Origin of the sequence: Citrobacter sp. MGH106, from assembly GCF_001037495.1 — a bacterium.
GTDB classification, from domain to species: domain Bacteria; phylum Pseudomonadota; class Gammaproteobacteria; order Enterobacterales; family Enterobacteriaceae; genus Citrobacter; species Citrobacter murliniae.
In genome coordinates this window covers 384,035-398,672 of sequence record NZ_KQ089823.1, presented here as the reverse complement: position 1 = coordinate 398,672, position 14,638 = coordinate 384,035, and the positions used below count along the sequence as shown (strand labels likewise).

Sequence of the window (14,638 nt, the reverse complement as noted above, 5' to 3'; positions counted from 1 at the left end):
GGTGCAAGCACCAGGGAGAAGTGAAAGAGGAGCGGTTTCCCGCTCCTCTTAGGTGCGACTTGAATCTGAATCACTTAATGTATTTCAGAACCGCATCAAGTAGTTGCAGTGCTGCAACAATGAGTTTGAGGATAAGAATAGCGATATCCACGAGGCTCATACGCTCTCCTTTTGGTACAAGGAGCACGGTGCTGGCGTACCTTGCCGCTGCCTGTTACCAGCACCTTTGTTGACATAACACAGTGTGCTCACACGGGGTTCAGGCGCTGACGGCACCACCCGTTTCAGCCAGGACTTTGTTGCGCCGGTTTACGATGCGGCCCCCGCATAACACATTGCGTACGGTGACATTATAGATAAATACTGTATAAATTAACAGTATTATATGGACGTTCTGCCATCGTTAAGCCATACTCAAAAACATCAAAATTCGTGCCGAAATTGCGTGTTCTTCGCGGAACGCGTATACTTTTACCGTTGACATAACACAGTGTGCTTTGCGGCCACCAACCGCACAACGCTGAAAAAACCTCGCTCCGGCGGGGTTTTTTGTTTTTTGCGTCACATATAGTGAAGTGTGATCTTTGACGCATTTTTGTGCAGATGAAAAATTTTCCATTGTCACGCCGAAAAAGCTGTGTTTGTATGAATCCTGTTAACCAACAAACAGACAAGGTCCCTAATGAACCCTTCCATGCTGACTGCGACCCTACTAAAAACTGCGCCATCTCGCGCAGCGGTCGTCGTGCGTGTGGTGGTGGTCGTCGGCAATGCGCCGTAGGGTCCGGAACAACACACGATTCCAAAACCCCGCCGGCGCAAACCGGGCGGGGTTTTTCGTTTAAGAGACCTCCCCGGATACGCTAAGTAATTCGGGTTGCAGGAAGGCGGCAAGTGAGCGAATCTCCAGGAGCGTACATCGGTACGTGACTGAGGGGAACGCGAGCAGCCAACGCACCAGCAACTTGAAATACGACGCGTAAAGTCGGCCCAGAATAAAAAGGACTGGAGCATGGCAAGTTCGGGCATAACATCCAAACGTACGCGTTTTACGGGCGCAGAATTTATCGTTCATTTTCTGGAGCGCCAGGGTATCAAGGTGGTCACCGGTATTCCTGGCGGTTCGATTCTCCCCGTCTACGACGCCTTAAGCCAAAGCACGCAAATCCGTCATATCCTGGCGCGCCACGAGCAGGGTGCGGGGTTTATCGCCCAGGGAATGGCGAGAACCGATGGTAAACCCGCTGTGTGTATGGCCTGTAGTGGGCCAGGCGCAACCAACCTGGTGACCGCTATTGCCGATGCGCGTCTGGATTCCATCCCGCTGGTGTGTATCACCGGGCAGGTTCCGGCCTCAATGATCGGTACCGACGCCTTTCAGGAAGTCGACACCTACGGCATCTCTATCCCCATCACTAAACACAACTATCTGGTCCGACATATCAATGAACTACCGCAGGTTATGAGCGATGCATTCCGCATTGCGCAGTCAGGACGACCGGGTCCGGTGTGGATAGACATTCCTAAGGACATACAAACAGCAACGATTGAGCTGGACGAGATGCCTGAACCGGCCGAAAAAATGTCCACGCCTACTTTTAACGCGGACAGCATCCGTGATGCCGCAGCAATGATTAATGCGGCGAAGCGGCCTGTGTTATACCTCGGGGGCGGCGTCATCAATGCGCCTGCGCGGGTGCGCGAGCTGGCAGAAAAAGCGACGTTGCCAACCACCATGACCTTAATGGCGCTCGGCATGCTGCCAAAAGCGCATCCGTTGTCGTTAGGTATGCTGGGGATGCACGGTGCGCGCAGTACCAACTTTATTCTGCAAGAAGCGGATTTGTTGATTGTTCTTGGTGCACGTTTTGATGACCGGGCGATTGGCAAAACCGAACAGTTCTGTCCGAATGCCAAAATTATTCATGTGGATATCGACCGTGCCGAATTGGGTAAAATTAAACAACCGCACGTGGCGATTCAGGCTGATGTCGATGAGGTGCTGGCGCAGCTGATCCCTCTGATTGAGGCGCAGCCGCGTGAAGAGTGGCATCAAATGGTGGCCGATTTACAGCGCGAATTCCCTTGCTCTATTCCGCAGGAAAGCGACCCACTCACCCATTACGGGCTGATTAACGCCGTTGCTGCCTGTGTGGACGACAGCGCGATCATCACCACCGATGTGGGTCAGCATCAGATGTGGGCGGCGCAGGCTTACCCACTGAACCGTCCGCGTCAGTGGCTGACATCCGGTGGCCTGGGGACTATGGGCTTTGGACTGCCAGCGGCAATTGGTGCTGCACTGGCGAATCCGGATAAAAAAGTGCTGTGTTTCTCTGGTGATGGCAGCCTGATGATGAATATTCAGGAAATGGCCACCGCCAGTGAAAATCAGCTGGATATTAAAATTATCCTGATGAACAACGAAGCGCTGGGGCTGGTGTATCAGCAACAAAGCCTGTTCTACAAACAGGGGGTTTTTGCCGCTACCTATCCTGGAATGATTAACTTTATGCAGATTGCCGCCGGTTTTGGTCTCGACACCTGCGATTTGAACAACGAAGCAGACCCACAGGCGGCGCTGCAGGAGATTATCAATCGTCCAGGACCTGCACTGATCCACGTGCGCATTGACGCCGAAGAGAAAGTGTACCCGATGGTGCCGCCGGGTGCGGCAAACACAGAAATGGTGGGGGAATAAGCCATGCAACAGCAGACTCATGACAACGTAATTCTGGAACTCACCGTACGTAACCACCCCGGCGTAATGACCCACGTTTGCGGCCTGTTCGCCCGTCGGGCATTTAACGTGGAAGGTATTCTCTGTCTACCGATTCAGGGCAGCGATCAGAGTCGTATCTGGCTATTGGTCAACGACGACCAGCGTCTGGAACAGATGATAAGCCAGATAGATAAGCTGGAAGATGTTGTGAAAGTTGCACGTAACCAGTCCGATCCCTCAATGTTTAATAAAATTACCGTCTTTTTTGAGTAGCTTAGTCGCCGTCTGAATCGGGGGTGATCACTTTGACGGAACCGTTCCGGCAGTGGGTGGCGTAATCTGCCGGTAACGGACGGTCGCTGATCAGCACATCAAAGGTGGAAAGCGGACCAATGCTGGCAGGTGCGACCTCATCAAAAAGGGCGTGACGGGTCAGCAAAATTTTACGGAGCCCGCGCTCCATTGCTTTGCGTTTGGTGGCGAGGTCGTCCGGGTTAAACCAACTGACGCCGAAGTGCTCGTGTACACCGCTGGCGGAGATAAAGACTTTTCGAGGATTCAGTGAGTCCAGCGGCGAAGGATTACTGGTGTCGTAGAAGGCGTCACTTTTCGCCCGATAGGTCCCCCCGCAGAGGATCGCTGTGGCATTAGGCTTTTCATTCAGCGCCACAAACACCCGGTGCGAGTAGCAAATCCCGGTAAAGGTTATATCGTCAGGGATCATGCTGACCACCAACGGCATTTCCACACCATTATCAAAAAAGACCAGATCGTTTTCACTCACCAGTCCTGCGGCCAGAATGGCAACCGGTAGATCGTCGCGATGATAAGGTTTTTGCGTGGGGAGCGGAGCGTTAACGATGGTGGCGGGTTTGTTCACCATCACAATATAGCCGCCGAGCAGCGTCAGGGGTAACGGTTCGTCATCCTGGCTGAGATCCCGGCGAATGGTCATCACGGAAACCTCCAGCATCCGCGCGGCGTCTTTCAGATGGATGCGGTCGGTCTTCTTCAACAGTTCCATCAGGCGTCGAATACGTTCTTTTTGCTTGGTTTCCATTCACCTTCTCCGCGATTCATATTTTGCATGTTCCGTTAGTAACATTTTTGTGTCGTAAGGAACATCACATTGCTGCATTACTATACGTCCGACGGGCGGGAATTAAAAGCGCGTTTATTCTCGTTTTTTTGATTATAAACAGTTTAATTTCAGTAGATTGTAATTGTTGTGAGAAGGGGGGGATTAATCAACCGCTAATCTCGTGTTTAATAAATAAACAGAAAAATGATCCTCCAATCGCGATCGTAATCACAAATGATACGAAAGTAACATGATAATGTTATTTTAATATCATTGTTGTGTGATTGTTTCTGAGAGGTAGTAAAATGGATATCGCTGTTATTGGCTCTAACATGGTGGATCTCATCACCTACACCAACCAGATGCCGAAAGAAGGGGAAACCCTGGAAGCACCGGCGTTTAAAATCGGCTGTGGTGGTAAAGGGGCGAATCAGGCCGTTGCGGCCGCGAAACTCAATTCTAAAGTGCTGATGCTGACGAAAGTCGGTGATGATATTTTTGCCGATAACACCATTCGTAACCTCGAATCCTGGGGTATTAACACCACCTATGTAGAAAAAGTTCCGTGTACCAGCAGCGGCGTCGCACCGATCTTTGTGAATGCCAACTCAAGTAACAGCATTCTTATTATTAAAGGGGCGAACAAATTTCTCTCTCCGGAGGATATCGATCGTGCAGCGGAAGATTTAAAAAAATGCCAGCTTATTGTCCTGCAACTGGAAGTCCAACTGGAAACAGTTTATCACGCGATTGAATTTGGTAAAAAGCATGGCATTGAAGTGTTATTAAATCCCGCACCAGCATTACGTGAATTAGATATGTCCTACGCTTGTAAATGTGATTTCTTTGTGCCGAATGAAACCGAACTTGAAATATTAACGGGGATGCCGGTTGATACTTATGACCATATTCGCGCAGCTGCCCGTTCCCTGGTGGATAAAGGACTTAACAATATTATTGTGACAATGGGTGAAAAAGGCGCGCTATGGATGACGCGTGACCAGGAAGTACATGTCCCGGCGTTTCGCGTCAATGCCGTCGATACCAGCGGCGCAGGCGACGCCTTTATTGGTTGTTTTGCCCATTATTATGTCCAGAGTGGTGATGTCGAAGCCGCCATGAAGAAAGCCGCCCTTTTTGCTGCGTTTAGCGTCACCGGAAAAGGTACGCAATCTTCTTATCCGAGTATCGAACAATTTAATGAGTTTCTTACCCTAAACGAATAACACTCCTGCATTGTAAAAGGTAGCACTATGAACGATAAAAACATCATTCAGATGCCCGATGGGTATCTGAATAAGACCCCTCTGTTCCAGTTTATTTTGTTATCCTGTTTATTCCCGTTATGGGGATGCGCAGCCGCATTAAATGATATTCTGATTACGCAATTTAAAAGCGTATTTTCACTCAGTAACTTTGCCTCGGCATTAGTTCAGAGCGCCTTTTATGGCGGCTATTTTTTAATTGCGATTCCAGCGTCTCTGGTGATTAAAAAGACCAGCTATAAAGTGGCGATATTAATTGGCCTGACGCTATACATTGTTGGCTGTACGCTCTTTTTTCCGGCATCGCACATGGCAACCTACACCATGTTCCTTGCGGCAATCTTCGCGATTGCGATCGGTTTGAGTTTCCTGGAAACCGCAGCGAATACCTACAGTTCGATGATTGGGCCAAAAGCCTATGCCACGTTGCGACTGAATATCAGCCAGACCTTTTACCCGATTGGTGCGGCATCCGGCATTTTGTTGGGTAAATACCTGGTCTTTTCCGAAGGCGATAGTCTGGAAAAACAGATGGCGGGGATGAATGCCGAGCAGATCCATAACTTCAAAGTGCTGATGCTGGAAAACACCCTTGAGCCGTATAAGTATATGATTATGGTTCTGGTGGTCGTGATGGTGCTGTTTCTACTTACCCGTTTCCCGACCTGCAAAGTGGCGCAAACCGCGAACCATAAACGCCCGTCGGCGATGGACACGCTGCGCTATCTGGCGAGCAATGCCCGCTTCCGGCGTGGCATTGTGGCGCAGTTCCTGTATGTGGGGATGCAGGTAGCCGTGTGGTCATTCACCATTCGTCTGGCGCTGGAGTTGGGCGATATCAACGAACGTGATGCCTCTAACTTTATGGTCTACAGTTTTGCCTGCTTCTTCATCGGCAAGTTTATCGCCAATATTCTGATGACCCGCTTTAACCCGGAAAAGGTGCTGATTCTTTACTCTATCATCGGCGCATTGTTCCTTGCCTATGTCTCCCTGGCACCGAGCTTTAGTGCCGTTTACGTTGCGGTGCTGGTGAGCGTGCTGTTTGGACCCTGCTGGGCGACTATCTATGCCGGCACGCTGGATACCGTAGATAACGAACATACTGAAATGGCTGGCGCGGTGATTGTGATGGCCATTGTTGGCGCGGCCGTGATACCGGCGATTCAGGGCTATGTCGCGGATATGTTCCACTCGCTGCAACTCTCTTTCCTTGTCTCCATGCTGTGCTTTGTTTACGTGGGGATCTACTTCTGGCGCGAAAGCAAAGTGCGCAGTCTGGCTGAAGCAACTGCATCCTGAGGAGAACGATCATGACAACACGAATCACGCTGTGGCGGGAGCTCTTTAGCGAACATCCGCGAACCCTAATGCAGAACAGCGATTTCACTATCACCGCATTTCGCTATGCCAGCGGTGTGGAAGGGCTGAAGGTCCAGAACAGTCGTGGATACCTGGTTATTCTGCCCTGGATGGGGCAGATGATCTGGGATGCTCAGTTTGATGGTCACGATCTGACCATGCACAACATGTTCAGCCAGCCGAAACCTGCAACGGAAGTGGTCGCGACTTATGGCTGTTTTGCCTTCCATTCCGGGTTACTGGCGAATGGCTGTCCGTCACCAGAAGATGTTCACCCGTTGCACGGTGAAATGGCCTGTGCCGCGATGGACGAGGCCTGGCTGGAACTGGAAGGCGATAGCCTGCGTGTGACCGGACGCTGTGAGTATGTGATGGGATTCGGTCATCATTATCAGGCGCAGCCTGCGGTGGTGATGCGTAAAGCAAGTGCGCTTTTTGACATTCAGATGGCCGTCACTAACCTGGCATCTGTCGCGATGCCACTTCAGTATATGTGCCACATGAATTATGCGTACGTACCGGAGGCTACCTTTAGCCAGAATATCCCGGATGAAGCGCTGAAGTTGCGTGAATCTGTTCCGGCACATGTGAAACCCACCGAACAGTGGCTGGCGTTTAATCAACGGATCTTACAAGGTGAAGCGTCACTGACAACGCTCAATGAACCTGACTTTTACGATCCGGAAATCGTCTTCTTTGCTGACAAGCTGGACAGATACACGGATAAACCCGAATTCCGGATGATCGCCCCGGATGGCACCACGTTTGTTACCTGTTTTGCCAGTTCCGAACTCAACTACGTGACTCGCTGGATCCTTTATAACGGCGATCAGCAGGTGGCAGCATTCGCCCTGCCTGCGACTTGTCGGCCGGAAGGGTTCCTGGCTGCCAGGCGAAACGGTACTTTGCTTGAGGTACAACCGCAGCAAACCCGGTCATTTACGGTCACTACTGGTATCGTCTGAGCGCTCAAGGTTTGAATAGCAACGCGCTGGTACACAAAATTATTCAAGTTGCATCAAGGCGGTAAGACTGAGAATCCCCAGGCGCTTTCTTCAGTAAGCTCCTGGGGTGAAAAGACGCAGCTTGAAGGATGAAGTGTATATCGTTAAGGTAAGCGCGTTTTTTATACCCGCCAGGACAAAACCATGATCACCGTTGCCCTCATTGACGATCACCTTATCGTCCGCTCCGGCTTTGCTCAACTGCTGGGGCTTGAACTCGATTTGCAGGTTGTTGCCGAATTTGGCTCCGGGCGAGAGGCGCTGGCAGGGTTGCCGGGACGCGGTGTGCAGGTGTGCATCTGTGATATCTCAATGCCGGATATTTCCGGGCTGGAGTTACTCAGTCAGTTGCCGAAAGGGATGGCGATCATCATGCTCTCCGTTCACGACAGTCCGGCGCTGGTGGAACAGGCGCTGAACGCTGGTGCGCGAGGTTTTCTCTCCAAACGCTGTAGTCCCGACGAGTTGATTGCAGCGGTACATACCGTCGCAACAGGCGGTTGTTATTTAACGCCGGATATTGCGGTTAAGCTGGCTGCCGGGCGTCAGGATCCACTGACCAAACGTGAACGACAGGTGGCGGAAAAACTGGCGCAGGGCATGGCGGTGAAAGAGATTGCCGCCGAACTGGGCCTGTCGCCAAAAACGGTACACGTACATCGCGCTAACCTGATGGAAAAGCTGGGCGTCAGTAACGACGTTGAACTGGCGAGACGGATGTTTGACGGCTGGCAATGAACACCTTTTTCTCCCGCTTAATCACTGTTGTCGCCTGTTTCTTTATCTTCTCCGCCGCATGGTTCTGTTTGTGGAGTGTCAGCCTGCATCTCGTAGAGCGTCCTGAGTTGGCGGTACTGTTATTTCCGTTCGGCTTGCGTCTGGGACTGATGCTGCAATGTCCGCGTGGCTACTGGCCTGTGTTGTTGGGGGCGGAATGGCTGCTCCTGTTCTGGCTGGTGCAGGAAGTTGCGCTGGCACATCTACCCCTTTTGATGATCGGTAGCCTGTTGACGCTGCTCCCTGTGGCACTGATCTCTCGCTATCGCCATCAGCGCGACTGGCGCACTCTGCTGTTACAGGGCGCGGCGCTGACCGCGGCGGCGCTGCTGCAGTCAGCTCCGTGGCTGGGGCAAGGTGGCGAGGCGTGGAACGCCCTGCTGCTGACGTTAACCGGTGGATTGACGCTGGCTCCTGTCTGCCTGGTGTTCTGGCACTATCTCACCAGTACCACCTGGCTGCCGCTTGGTCCGGCGGTGATTTCCCAGCCGGTGAACTGGCGCGGGCGGCACCTGGTGTGGTATCTGCTGCTGTTCAGCGTCAGCCTGTGGCTCCAGTTGGGGTTGCCGGATGAGTTGTCACGCTTTACGCCGTTCTGCCTGGCGCTGCCGATTATAGCGCTCGCCTGGCACTACGGCTGGCAGGGGGCGTTGATTGCGACGCTGATGAACGCTATCGCACTCATTGCCAGCCAGACCTGGCACGATCATCCGGTTGATTTGCTGCTCTCACTGTTGGCGCAAAGTCTGACCGGACTGCTGCTCGGTGCAGGCATTCAGCGTTTGCGCGAATTAAACCAGTCGTTGCAAAACGAACTGGCGCGTAATCATCGCCTGGCAGAACGCCTGCTGGAAACCGAAGAGAGCGTGCGTCGCGACGTAGCGCGTGAGCTACACGATGACATCGGCCAGACTATTACCGCCATTCGCACTCAGGCGGGCATCGTACAGCGACTGGCCCCGGAAAATGCGGGCGTTAAGCAGAGCGGGGCGCATATCGAGCAGCTCTCTCTGGGTGTCTATGATTCGGTACGCCGCCTGCTTGGGCGCTTACGTCCACGTCAACTGGATGATTTGACGCTGGAGCAGGCTATCCGCTCCTTGATGCGAGAAATGGAACTGGAGAGTCGCGGTATCGTCAGTCATCTTGACTGGCGGATAGATGAAGCCGTGCTCAGCGAAAGTCAGCGGGTGACGCTGTTTCGCGTCTGTCAGGAAGGTCTGAATAATATAGTGAAGCACGCTAACGCCAGCGCGGTAACGCTGCAGGGGTGGCTTCAGGACGAGCGATTAATGCTGGTGATTGAGGACGATGGCAGCGGCTTGCCGGCGGGTGTGAATCAGCAGGGATTTGGCCTGACCGGGATGCGAGAGCGCATCACTGCCCTTGGAGGTTCGCTTGCTATTTCCTGTACGCACGGTACGCGAGTTAGCGTGTCTTTGCCTCAGCGTTATGCGTAAGGAGCGACAATGTTTCAGTTTTTAAAAGCCCCGGCGAACGCGCCGCGCCTTACCGATAAACACGAGATCGATGCCCGTTACCGCTACTGGCGGCGGCATATTCTGCTGACCATCTGGTTTGGTTATGCGCTGTTCTATTTCACCCGCAAAAGCTTCAACGCCGCCGTGCCGGAAATCCTTGCCAGCGGTGTGCTGACTCGCAGCGATATTGGCCTGCTGGCGACGCTGTTTTATATCACCTACGGGTTGTCAAAGTTTGTCTCCGGTGTCGTCAGCGACCGCTCTAATGCCCGTTATTTTATGGGCATCGGGCTGATTGCCACCGGAGTAGTGAACATTCTGTTTGGTTTTTCTACTTCGCTATGGGCGTTTGCCGTGCTGTGGGCGCTGAACGCCTTCTTTCAGGGATGGGGTTCGCCCGTATGCGCCCGATTACTGACCGCATGGTATTCGCGTACCGAGCGCGGCGGCTGGTGGGCGCTGTGGAATACCGCACATAACGTCGGCGGGGCGCTGATCCCAATCGTTATGGCGGCTACCGCATTGCACTATGGTTGGCGTGCGGGAATGATGATTGCCGGGCTGATGGCGATTGTCGTAGGCGTGATCCTCTGCTGGCGACTGCGTGACAGGCCACAGGCGATTGGTCTGCCGCCGATTGGTGACTGGCGGCACGATGAGCTGGAAATAGACCAACAGCAGGAAGGTGCGGGGCTTAGCCGAAAAGAGATCCTCACCAAATATGTGCTGCTGAATCCGTATATCTGGCTGCTGTCGTTGTGTTATGTGCTGGTGTACGTGGTGCGTGCTGCGATTAATGACTGGGGCAATCTGTATATGTCCGAGACGCTGGGTGTTGATCTGGTCACCGCTAATACCGCAGTGACCATGTTCGAGCTGGGCGGGTTTATCGGTGCACTGGTTGCGGGGTGGGGCTCGGACAAACTGTTTAACGGGAACCGTGGCCCGATGAACCTGATTTTTGCCGCCGGAATATTACTCTCTGTGGGTTCATTGTGGCTGATGCCGTTTGCCAGTTACGTGATGCAGGCGGCGTGCTTCTTCACTACCGGATTCTTTGTCTTCGGCCCGCAGATGTTGATCGGTATGGCGGCGGCGGAATGTTCGCATAAAGATGCTGCGGGCGCGGCAACCGGGTTTGTTGGGCTGTTCGCTTATCTGGGCGCGTCGCTTTCCGGCTGGCCGTTGGCGAAGGTGATGGAGGTCTGGCACTGGACCGGTTTTTTTGTGGTGATCGCCATTGCCGCAGGGATTTCTGCTCTGCTGTTGCTGCCGTTTTTGAATGCTCAGGCTCCGCGCGAAGTTAGTGAAGCGTGATGCACCTCACTTTTTTGCCCCGAGTGGGGCAAAACTAAGAAATTTTCCCGGTTTCACCTGGACGCTGTCTCAGGCGTGCCTCCCGGCTGATTTTTACAATGCCTGCCATTCGCAGGTATAAAAATTAGCTCGGGAGTGTCCTATGCTGGCCTTTCTAAACCAGGTGCGCAAGCCGACCCTGGATTTGCCGCTCGATGTGCGGCGTAAAATGTGGTTCAAACCATTCATGCAGTCCTACCTGGTGGTTTTCATCGGCTACCTGACCATGTACCTGATCCGCAAAAACTTTAACATCGCGCAGAACGACATGATCTCCACCTACGGGCTGAGCATGACGCAGCTGGGGATGATTGGCCTGGGCTTCTCCATCACCTACGGTGTAGGTAAAACGCTGGTTTCCTATTACGCGGATGGCAAAAACACCAAGCAGTTCCTGCCGTTTATGCTGATCCTCTCGGCTATCTGTATGCTCGGCTTCAGCGCCAGCATGGGCGCAGGCTCAACCAGCTTGTTCCTGATGATTGCCTTCTACGCGCTGAGTGGTTTCTTCCAGAGTACCGGTGGCTCGTGCAGCTATTCGACGATCACCAAATGGACACCGCGCCGTAAACGTGGCTCTTATCTCGGGATGTGGAATATCTCCCACAACCTCGGTGGTGCAGGTGCGGCAGGCGTGGCGTTGTTTGGTGCTAATGTGCTGTTCGATGGTCACGTGATCGGCATGTTTATCTTCCCGTCGATTATCGCCTTGATTGTGGGCTTTATTGGCTTGCGCTATGGCAGCGACTCCCCGGAATCTTATGGTCTGGGTAAAGCCGAAGAGCTGTTTGGGGAAGAGATCAGCGAAGAGGACAAAGAGACTGAAGAAAATGACATGACCAAGTGGCAGATCTTTGTTGAGTACGTGCTGAAAAACAAAGTGATCTGGCTGCTGTGCTTCTCCAACATCTTCCTGTACGTGGTGCGCATCGGTATCGATCAGTGGTCCACCGTCTACGCCTTCCAGGAGCTGAAACTCTCCAAAGAAGTCGCGATTCAGGGCTTTACCCTGTTTGAAGTCGGGGCGCTGGTCGGTACGCTGCTGTGGGGTTGGCTCTCTGACCTGGCAAACGGCCGTCGTGCGCTGGTGGCCTGTGTCGCGTTGGCATTAATCATTGCCACGCTGGGTGTCTACCAGCACGCCAGCAACCAGTACGTTTACCTGGCGTCGTTGTTTGCCCTTGGCTTCCTGGTGTTTGGCCCGCAATTGTTAATCGGTGTGGCGGCAGTTGGTTTCGTACCGAAAAAAGCGATCGGTGCTGCCGATGGGATTAAAGGTACTTTCGCTTATCTGATTGGCGACAGCTTTGCCAAGCTGGGTCTGGGGATGATTGCCGATGGTACGCCAGTCTTTGGTCTGACCGGCTGGGCGGGGACTTTCGCCGCGCTGGATACCGCCGCTATCGGCTGTATCTGCCTGATGGCCATCGTCGCCGTATTTGAAGAACGTAAAATTCGCCGTGCGAAAAAGATCCAGCAGTTAAAAACCGCTTAAGTGTGTATTGGTAACTTTTGCCCGCCTCTGAATCTTATTCATCAGGGCTATCTTGCTTGTCATTTTGAACCAGGGCAGTGCTCGAAATCCTCAGGTACTATCTGTACATTCCGGTTTCTGCGCGCTGTCCGTGTTCAAACTGTCTGCGCCGATAACGCCCAATGAATAAAGTTCTCATAGCGGGCTTTTTTTATGCTTCGGATTCGCTGTTCCTTACGGCGAGTCAGCAATCTCCAGCGATGTAAACGTAAATGCTTCGCCATCAAATAATCCCTGGCTGGTGAGCTTTAGCGCGGGGATCACCGGCAAAGAGAGAAATGCCATCTGAATAAAGGGCTCATCGGGGAGCGTGCCGCACGCCCGACCTGCTGCTTTCAGTGAATCGATTTGTTCGGCCAGCGATTCTGCCGTATCAGTGCTCATCAGTCCGGCGACTGGTAGCGCTAAATGGCATTGAACTTCCCCATGACGAACCACGCATAAGCCACCGCCGTCGGCGATCACCTGATTAACCGCCACCGTCATCTCTTCAGCGCTGTGACCGATGACCACGATGTTATGGCTGTCGTGGCTGACGGTTGCTGCCAGCGCCCCCTCCTTCAGCCCAAACCCGCCTAATAAACCACAGGCAGGTGGGTGCTGATAGCCATAGCGCTCAAGAACAGCGATAAAACAAATATCATCACGATCAAAGCCGTCTTCCGTGTAACAGCATTTGCTGGCGGGGGTGATTAATTCGTTGGGGATGACTTCAATCACCCGATAGCATTTTCCAGGGGTGAAATGAAACCGAAAATCCGTGGCACGGACCAGTTGCCGTGCCACGGTGTTGCCGTATGGAGGCGCTGTACGCGCCAGCCTGGACGATTCGTCAGCTTTCAGCGTATCGGCATTGAGTGGTTCACCTTTAATAAAGACCTGTTGCACCGTGACGTTGTGGGCATCGCTGAGCAGGACAATATCCGCCTGTTTTCCAGGAGCCAGCAGGCCGAGATGGCGCAGGCCAAAATGTTGCGCAGCAGACCAGCTGGCGACGCGGTAAGCGATGTGAAGCGGTACGTGGTGCTGTGTAATGAGGCGTCGAATCAGTGCGTCAATATGCCCTTCGTGGGCGATCTCCCATGGGTTACGATCGTCGGTACACAGCATGCATTGTGGGCTGTTTAGCGCGTTAATGAGCGGAGCCAGCGCGTCGAGGTTGCGGGCGGCAGAACCTTCGCGAATCATCAACGCCATTCCAAGCTGCAGCTTTCGTCGTCCTTCTTCTGGCAGGTAGCTTTCATGGCAATTTTCAATTCCGGCGGCAATGTAAGCGTTCAACGCTTTGCCTTGCAGGCCGGGGCTGTGACCGTCCAGCGTCAGATGTCGAAAGGCATCCATTTTATCAAGAAGTGCGTCCTGCCCGGCAATGACGCCAGGGTAATCCATTACCTCCGCCAGACCGGCAACGTGTGGATGATCCCGCCAGGTGAGCATTTGTTCAAGCGTAAAGCTGGCACCGTTGATGTCGCAGCCAGCCAGCGCCGGGACGCAGGAACTGATTTGAATATATTGATTTTGTGTTGCCTGTTCGGCGCAGCGGATAAACCAGGCAAGGCCAGTTTCCCCCATCACGTTGACGATTTCGTGCGGGTCGCAGATGACGGTAGTGAGCCCGCGAGGAAGCGTCGCGGTTTCAAAGGCCACAGGTGTCATCATGCTGGATTCAATATGCAGGTGAGCGTCGATAAAACCGGGAACTGCTGTCGCGCCGTGAGCATCAATACGCCGTAATGCACTGGCATGAGAATATTCCGGACCGATACCGGCGATATGCCGTTCTTTAATCAAGATTGGCCCTGGCATTTCTCCACCGTTGATCAGATCGAGAATTTTGACATTATCAATAATATAATCGGCAGGTGCGTCACCGCGAGAAACAGCCAGCAAATTTTGTCTTTGCTGACGGCTAATGTAATGAAATTTATCGTTAATCGTATTATTCATATTTTTCTCATTTTGATTTTATCAATTTGATTGTTATTTATCATTTAAGAATAGCTGTGATTATTTAAAGTTTATCGATTAACGTGCGTTTGCAATGTGATAACTATCA

13 protein-coding genes are annotated in these 14,638 nt (G+C 52.7%); 10 read left to right on the top strand and 3 right to left on the bottom strand.

Annotated features, from left to right (window positions below; all coding sequences use genetic code 11):
- Positions 1-70 precede the first annotated feature (70 nt).
- Entirely contained in the window at positions 71-160 is a 90-nt protein-coding gene (gene tisB, locus SK36_RS21450; protein ID WP_003840643.1) for a type I toxin-antitoxin system toxin TisB, read from the bottom strand.
- A gap of 522 nt (positions 161-682) precedes the next feature.
- Between tisB and ivbL the strand changes: the two genes are divergently transcribed.
- From ivbL to ilvN, 3 genes are all read left to right on the top strand, one after another.
- Positions 683-781 carry an ilvB operon leader peptide IvbL gene (gene ivbL / locus SK36_RS24155; protein ID WP_003827118.1) on the top strand — a complete coding sequence of 33 codons (99 nt, stop codon included), beginning with the start codon at positions 683-685 and terminating at the stop codon, positions 779-781.
- Between the two features lie 231 nt (positions 782-1,012).
- Positions 1,013-2,701, top strand: a complete 1,689-nt coding sequence (ilvB, locus tag SK36_RS21440) for an acetolactate synthase large subunit (RefSeq protein ID WP_048223182.1) — start codon at positions 1,013-1,015, stop codon at positions 2,699-2,701.
- Positions 2,702-2,704: 3 nt separating this feature from the next.
- Positions 2,705-2,995, top strand: coding sequence for an acetolactate synthase small subunit (ilvN, locus tag SK36_RS21435; RefSeq protein WP_045448917.1), 291 nt, complete (start codon positions 2,705-2,707; stop codon positions 2,993-2,995).
- A gap of 1 nt (position 2,996) precedes the next feature.
- On the opposite strand, the gene SK36_RS21430 is transcribed toward ilvN, so the two are convergent.
- Positions 2,997-3,782, bottom strand: a complete 786-nt coding sequence (locus SK36_RS21430) for a DeoR family transcriptional regulator (RefSeq protein WP_048223179.1) — start codon at positions 3,780-3,782, stop codon at positions 2,997-2,999.
- 326 nt (positions 3,783-4,108) lie between these two features.
- Between SK36_RS21430 and rbsK the strand changes: the two genes are divergently transcribed.
- The 7 genes from rbsK to uhpT all read left to right on the top strand — a co-directional run bounded on the left by rbsK (position 4,109) and on the right by uhpT (position 12,543).
- Positions 4,109-5,029 (top strand): ribokinase, encoded by a 921-nt coding sequence (gene rbsK / locus SK36_RS21425; protein WP_045448909.1) that lies wholly within the window; start codon positions 4,109-4,111, stop codon positions 5,027-5,029.
- A gap of 27 nt (positions 5,030-5,056) precedes the next feature.
- Positions 5,057-6,370, top strand: coding sequence for an L-fucose:H+ symporter permease (gene fucP, locus SK36_RS21420; RefSeq protein ID WP_045448907.1), 1,314 nt, complete (start codon positions 5,057-5,059; stop codon positions 6,368-6,370).
- Positions 6,371-6,381: 11 nt separating this feature from the next.
- Positions 6,382-7,395 carry an aldose 1-epimerase family protein gene (locus tag SK36_RS21415; protein ID WP_048223176.1) on the top strand — a complete coding sequence of 338 codons (1,014 nt, stop codon included), beginning with the start codon at positions 6,382-6,384 and terminating at the stop codon, positions 7,393-7,395.
- A gap of 183 nt (positions 7,396-7,578) precedes the next feature.
- A complete protein-coding gene (gene uhpA, locus SK36_RS21410) occupies positions 7,579-8,172 on the top strand; it encodes a response regulator transcription factor UhpA (protein WP_048223174.1) in 594 nt (197 codons plus the stop codon).
- Positions 8,169-9,671, top strand: a complete 1,503-nt coding sequence (uhpB, locus tag SK36_RS21405) for a signal transduction histidine-protein kinase/phosphatase UhpB (RefSeq protein ID WP_048223173.1) — start codon at positions 8,169-8,171, stop codon at positions 9,669-9,671. Before uhpA ends, uhpB begins: the two co-directional genes overlap by 4 nt.
- A gap of 9 nt (positions 9,672-9,680) precedes the next feature.
- Complete coding sequence (locus SK36_RS21400; RefSeq protein ID WP_048223172.1) at positions 9,681-11,009, top strand: MFS transporter; 1,329 nt, start codon at positions 9,681-9,683, stop codon at positions 11,007-11,009.
- A gap of 142 nt (positions 11,010-11,151) precedes the next feature.
- Positions 11,152-12,543 (top strand): hexose-6-phosphate:phosphate antiporter, encoded by a 1,392-nt coding sequence (uhpT, locus tag SK36_RS21395; protein WP_048223170.1) that lies wholly within the window; start codon positions 11,152-11,154, stop codon positions 12,541-12,543.
- Positions 12,544-12,756: 213 nt separating this feature from the next.
- On the opposite strand, the gene adeD is transcribed toward uhpT, so the two are convergent.
- Complete coding sequence (gene adeD, locus SK36_RS21390; RefSeq protein WP_048223168.1) at positions 12,757-14,529, bottom strand: adenine deaminase; 1,773 nt, start codon at positions 14,527-14,529, stop codon at positions 12,757-12,759.
- Positions 14,530-14,638: the final 109 nt, after the last annotated feature.

Coding starts and splice junctions, on each gene's coding strand:
- uhpA (WP_048223174.1), top strand. CDS start 7,579: ATGATCACCGTTGCCCTCATTGACGATCACCTTATCGTCCGCTCCGGC.
- uhpT (WP_048223170.1), top strand. CDS start 11,152: ATGCTGGCCTTTCTAAACCAGGTGCGCAAGCCGACCCTGGATTTGCCG.
- rbsK (WP_045448909.1), top strand. CDS start 4,109: ATGGATATCGCTGTTATTGGCTCTAACATGGTGGATCTCATCACCTAC.
- ilvN (WP_045448917.1), top strand. CDS start 2,705: ATGCAACAGCAGACTCATGACAACGTAATTCTGGAACTCACCGTACGT.
- SK36_RS21400 (WP_048223172.1), top strand. CDS start 9,681: ATGTTTCAGTTTTTAAAAGCCCCGGCGAACGCGCCGCGCCTTACCGAT.
- ilvB (WP_048223182.1), top strand. CDS start 1,013: ATGGCAAGTTCGGGCATAACATCCAAACGTACGCGTTTTACGGGCGCA.
- fucP (WP_045448907.1), top strand. CDS start 5,057: ATGAACGATAAAAACATCATTCAGATGCCCGATGGGTATCTGAATAAG.
- SK36_RS21415 (WP_048223176.1), top strand. CDS start 6,382: ATGACAACACGAATCACGCTGTGGCGGGAGCTCTTTAGCGAACATCCG.
- SK36_RS21430 (WP_048223179.1), bottom strand. CDS start 3,782: ATGGAAACCAAGCAAAAAGAACGTATTCGACGCCTGATGGAACTGTTG.
- uhpB (WP_048223173.1), top strand. CDS start 8,169: ATGAACACCTTTTTCTCCCGCTTAATCACTGTTGTCGCCTGTTTCTTT.
- adeD (WP_048223168.1), bottom strand. CDS start 14,529: ATGAATAATACGATTAACGATAAATTTCATTACATTAGCCGTCAGCAA.
- ivbL (WP_003827118.1), top strand. CDS start 683: ATGAACCCTTCCATGCTGACTGCGACCCTACTAAAAACTGCGCCATCT.
- tisB (WP_003840643.1), bottom strand. CDS start 160: ATGAGCCTCGTGGATATCGCTATTCTTATCCTCAAACTCATTGTTGCA.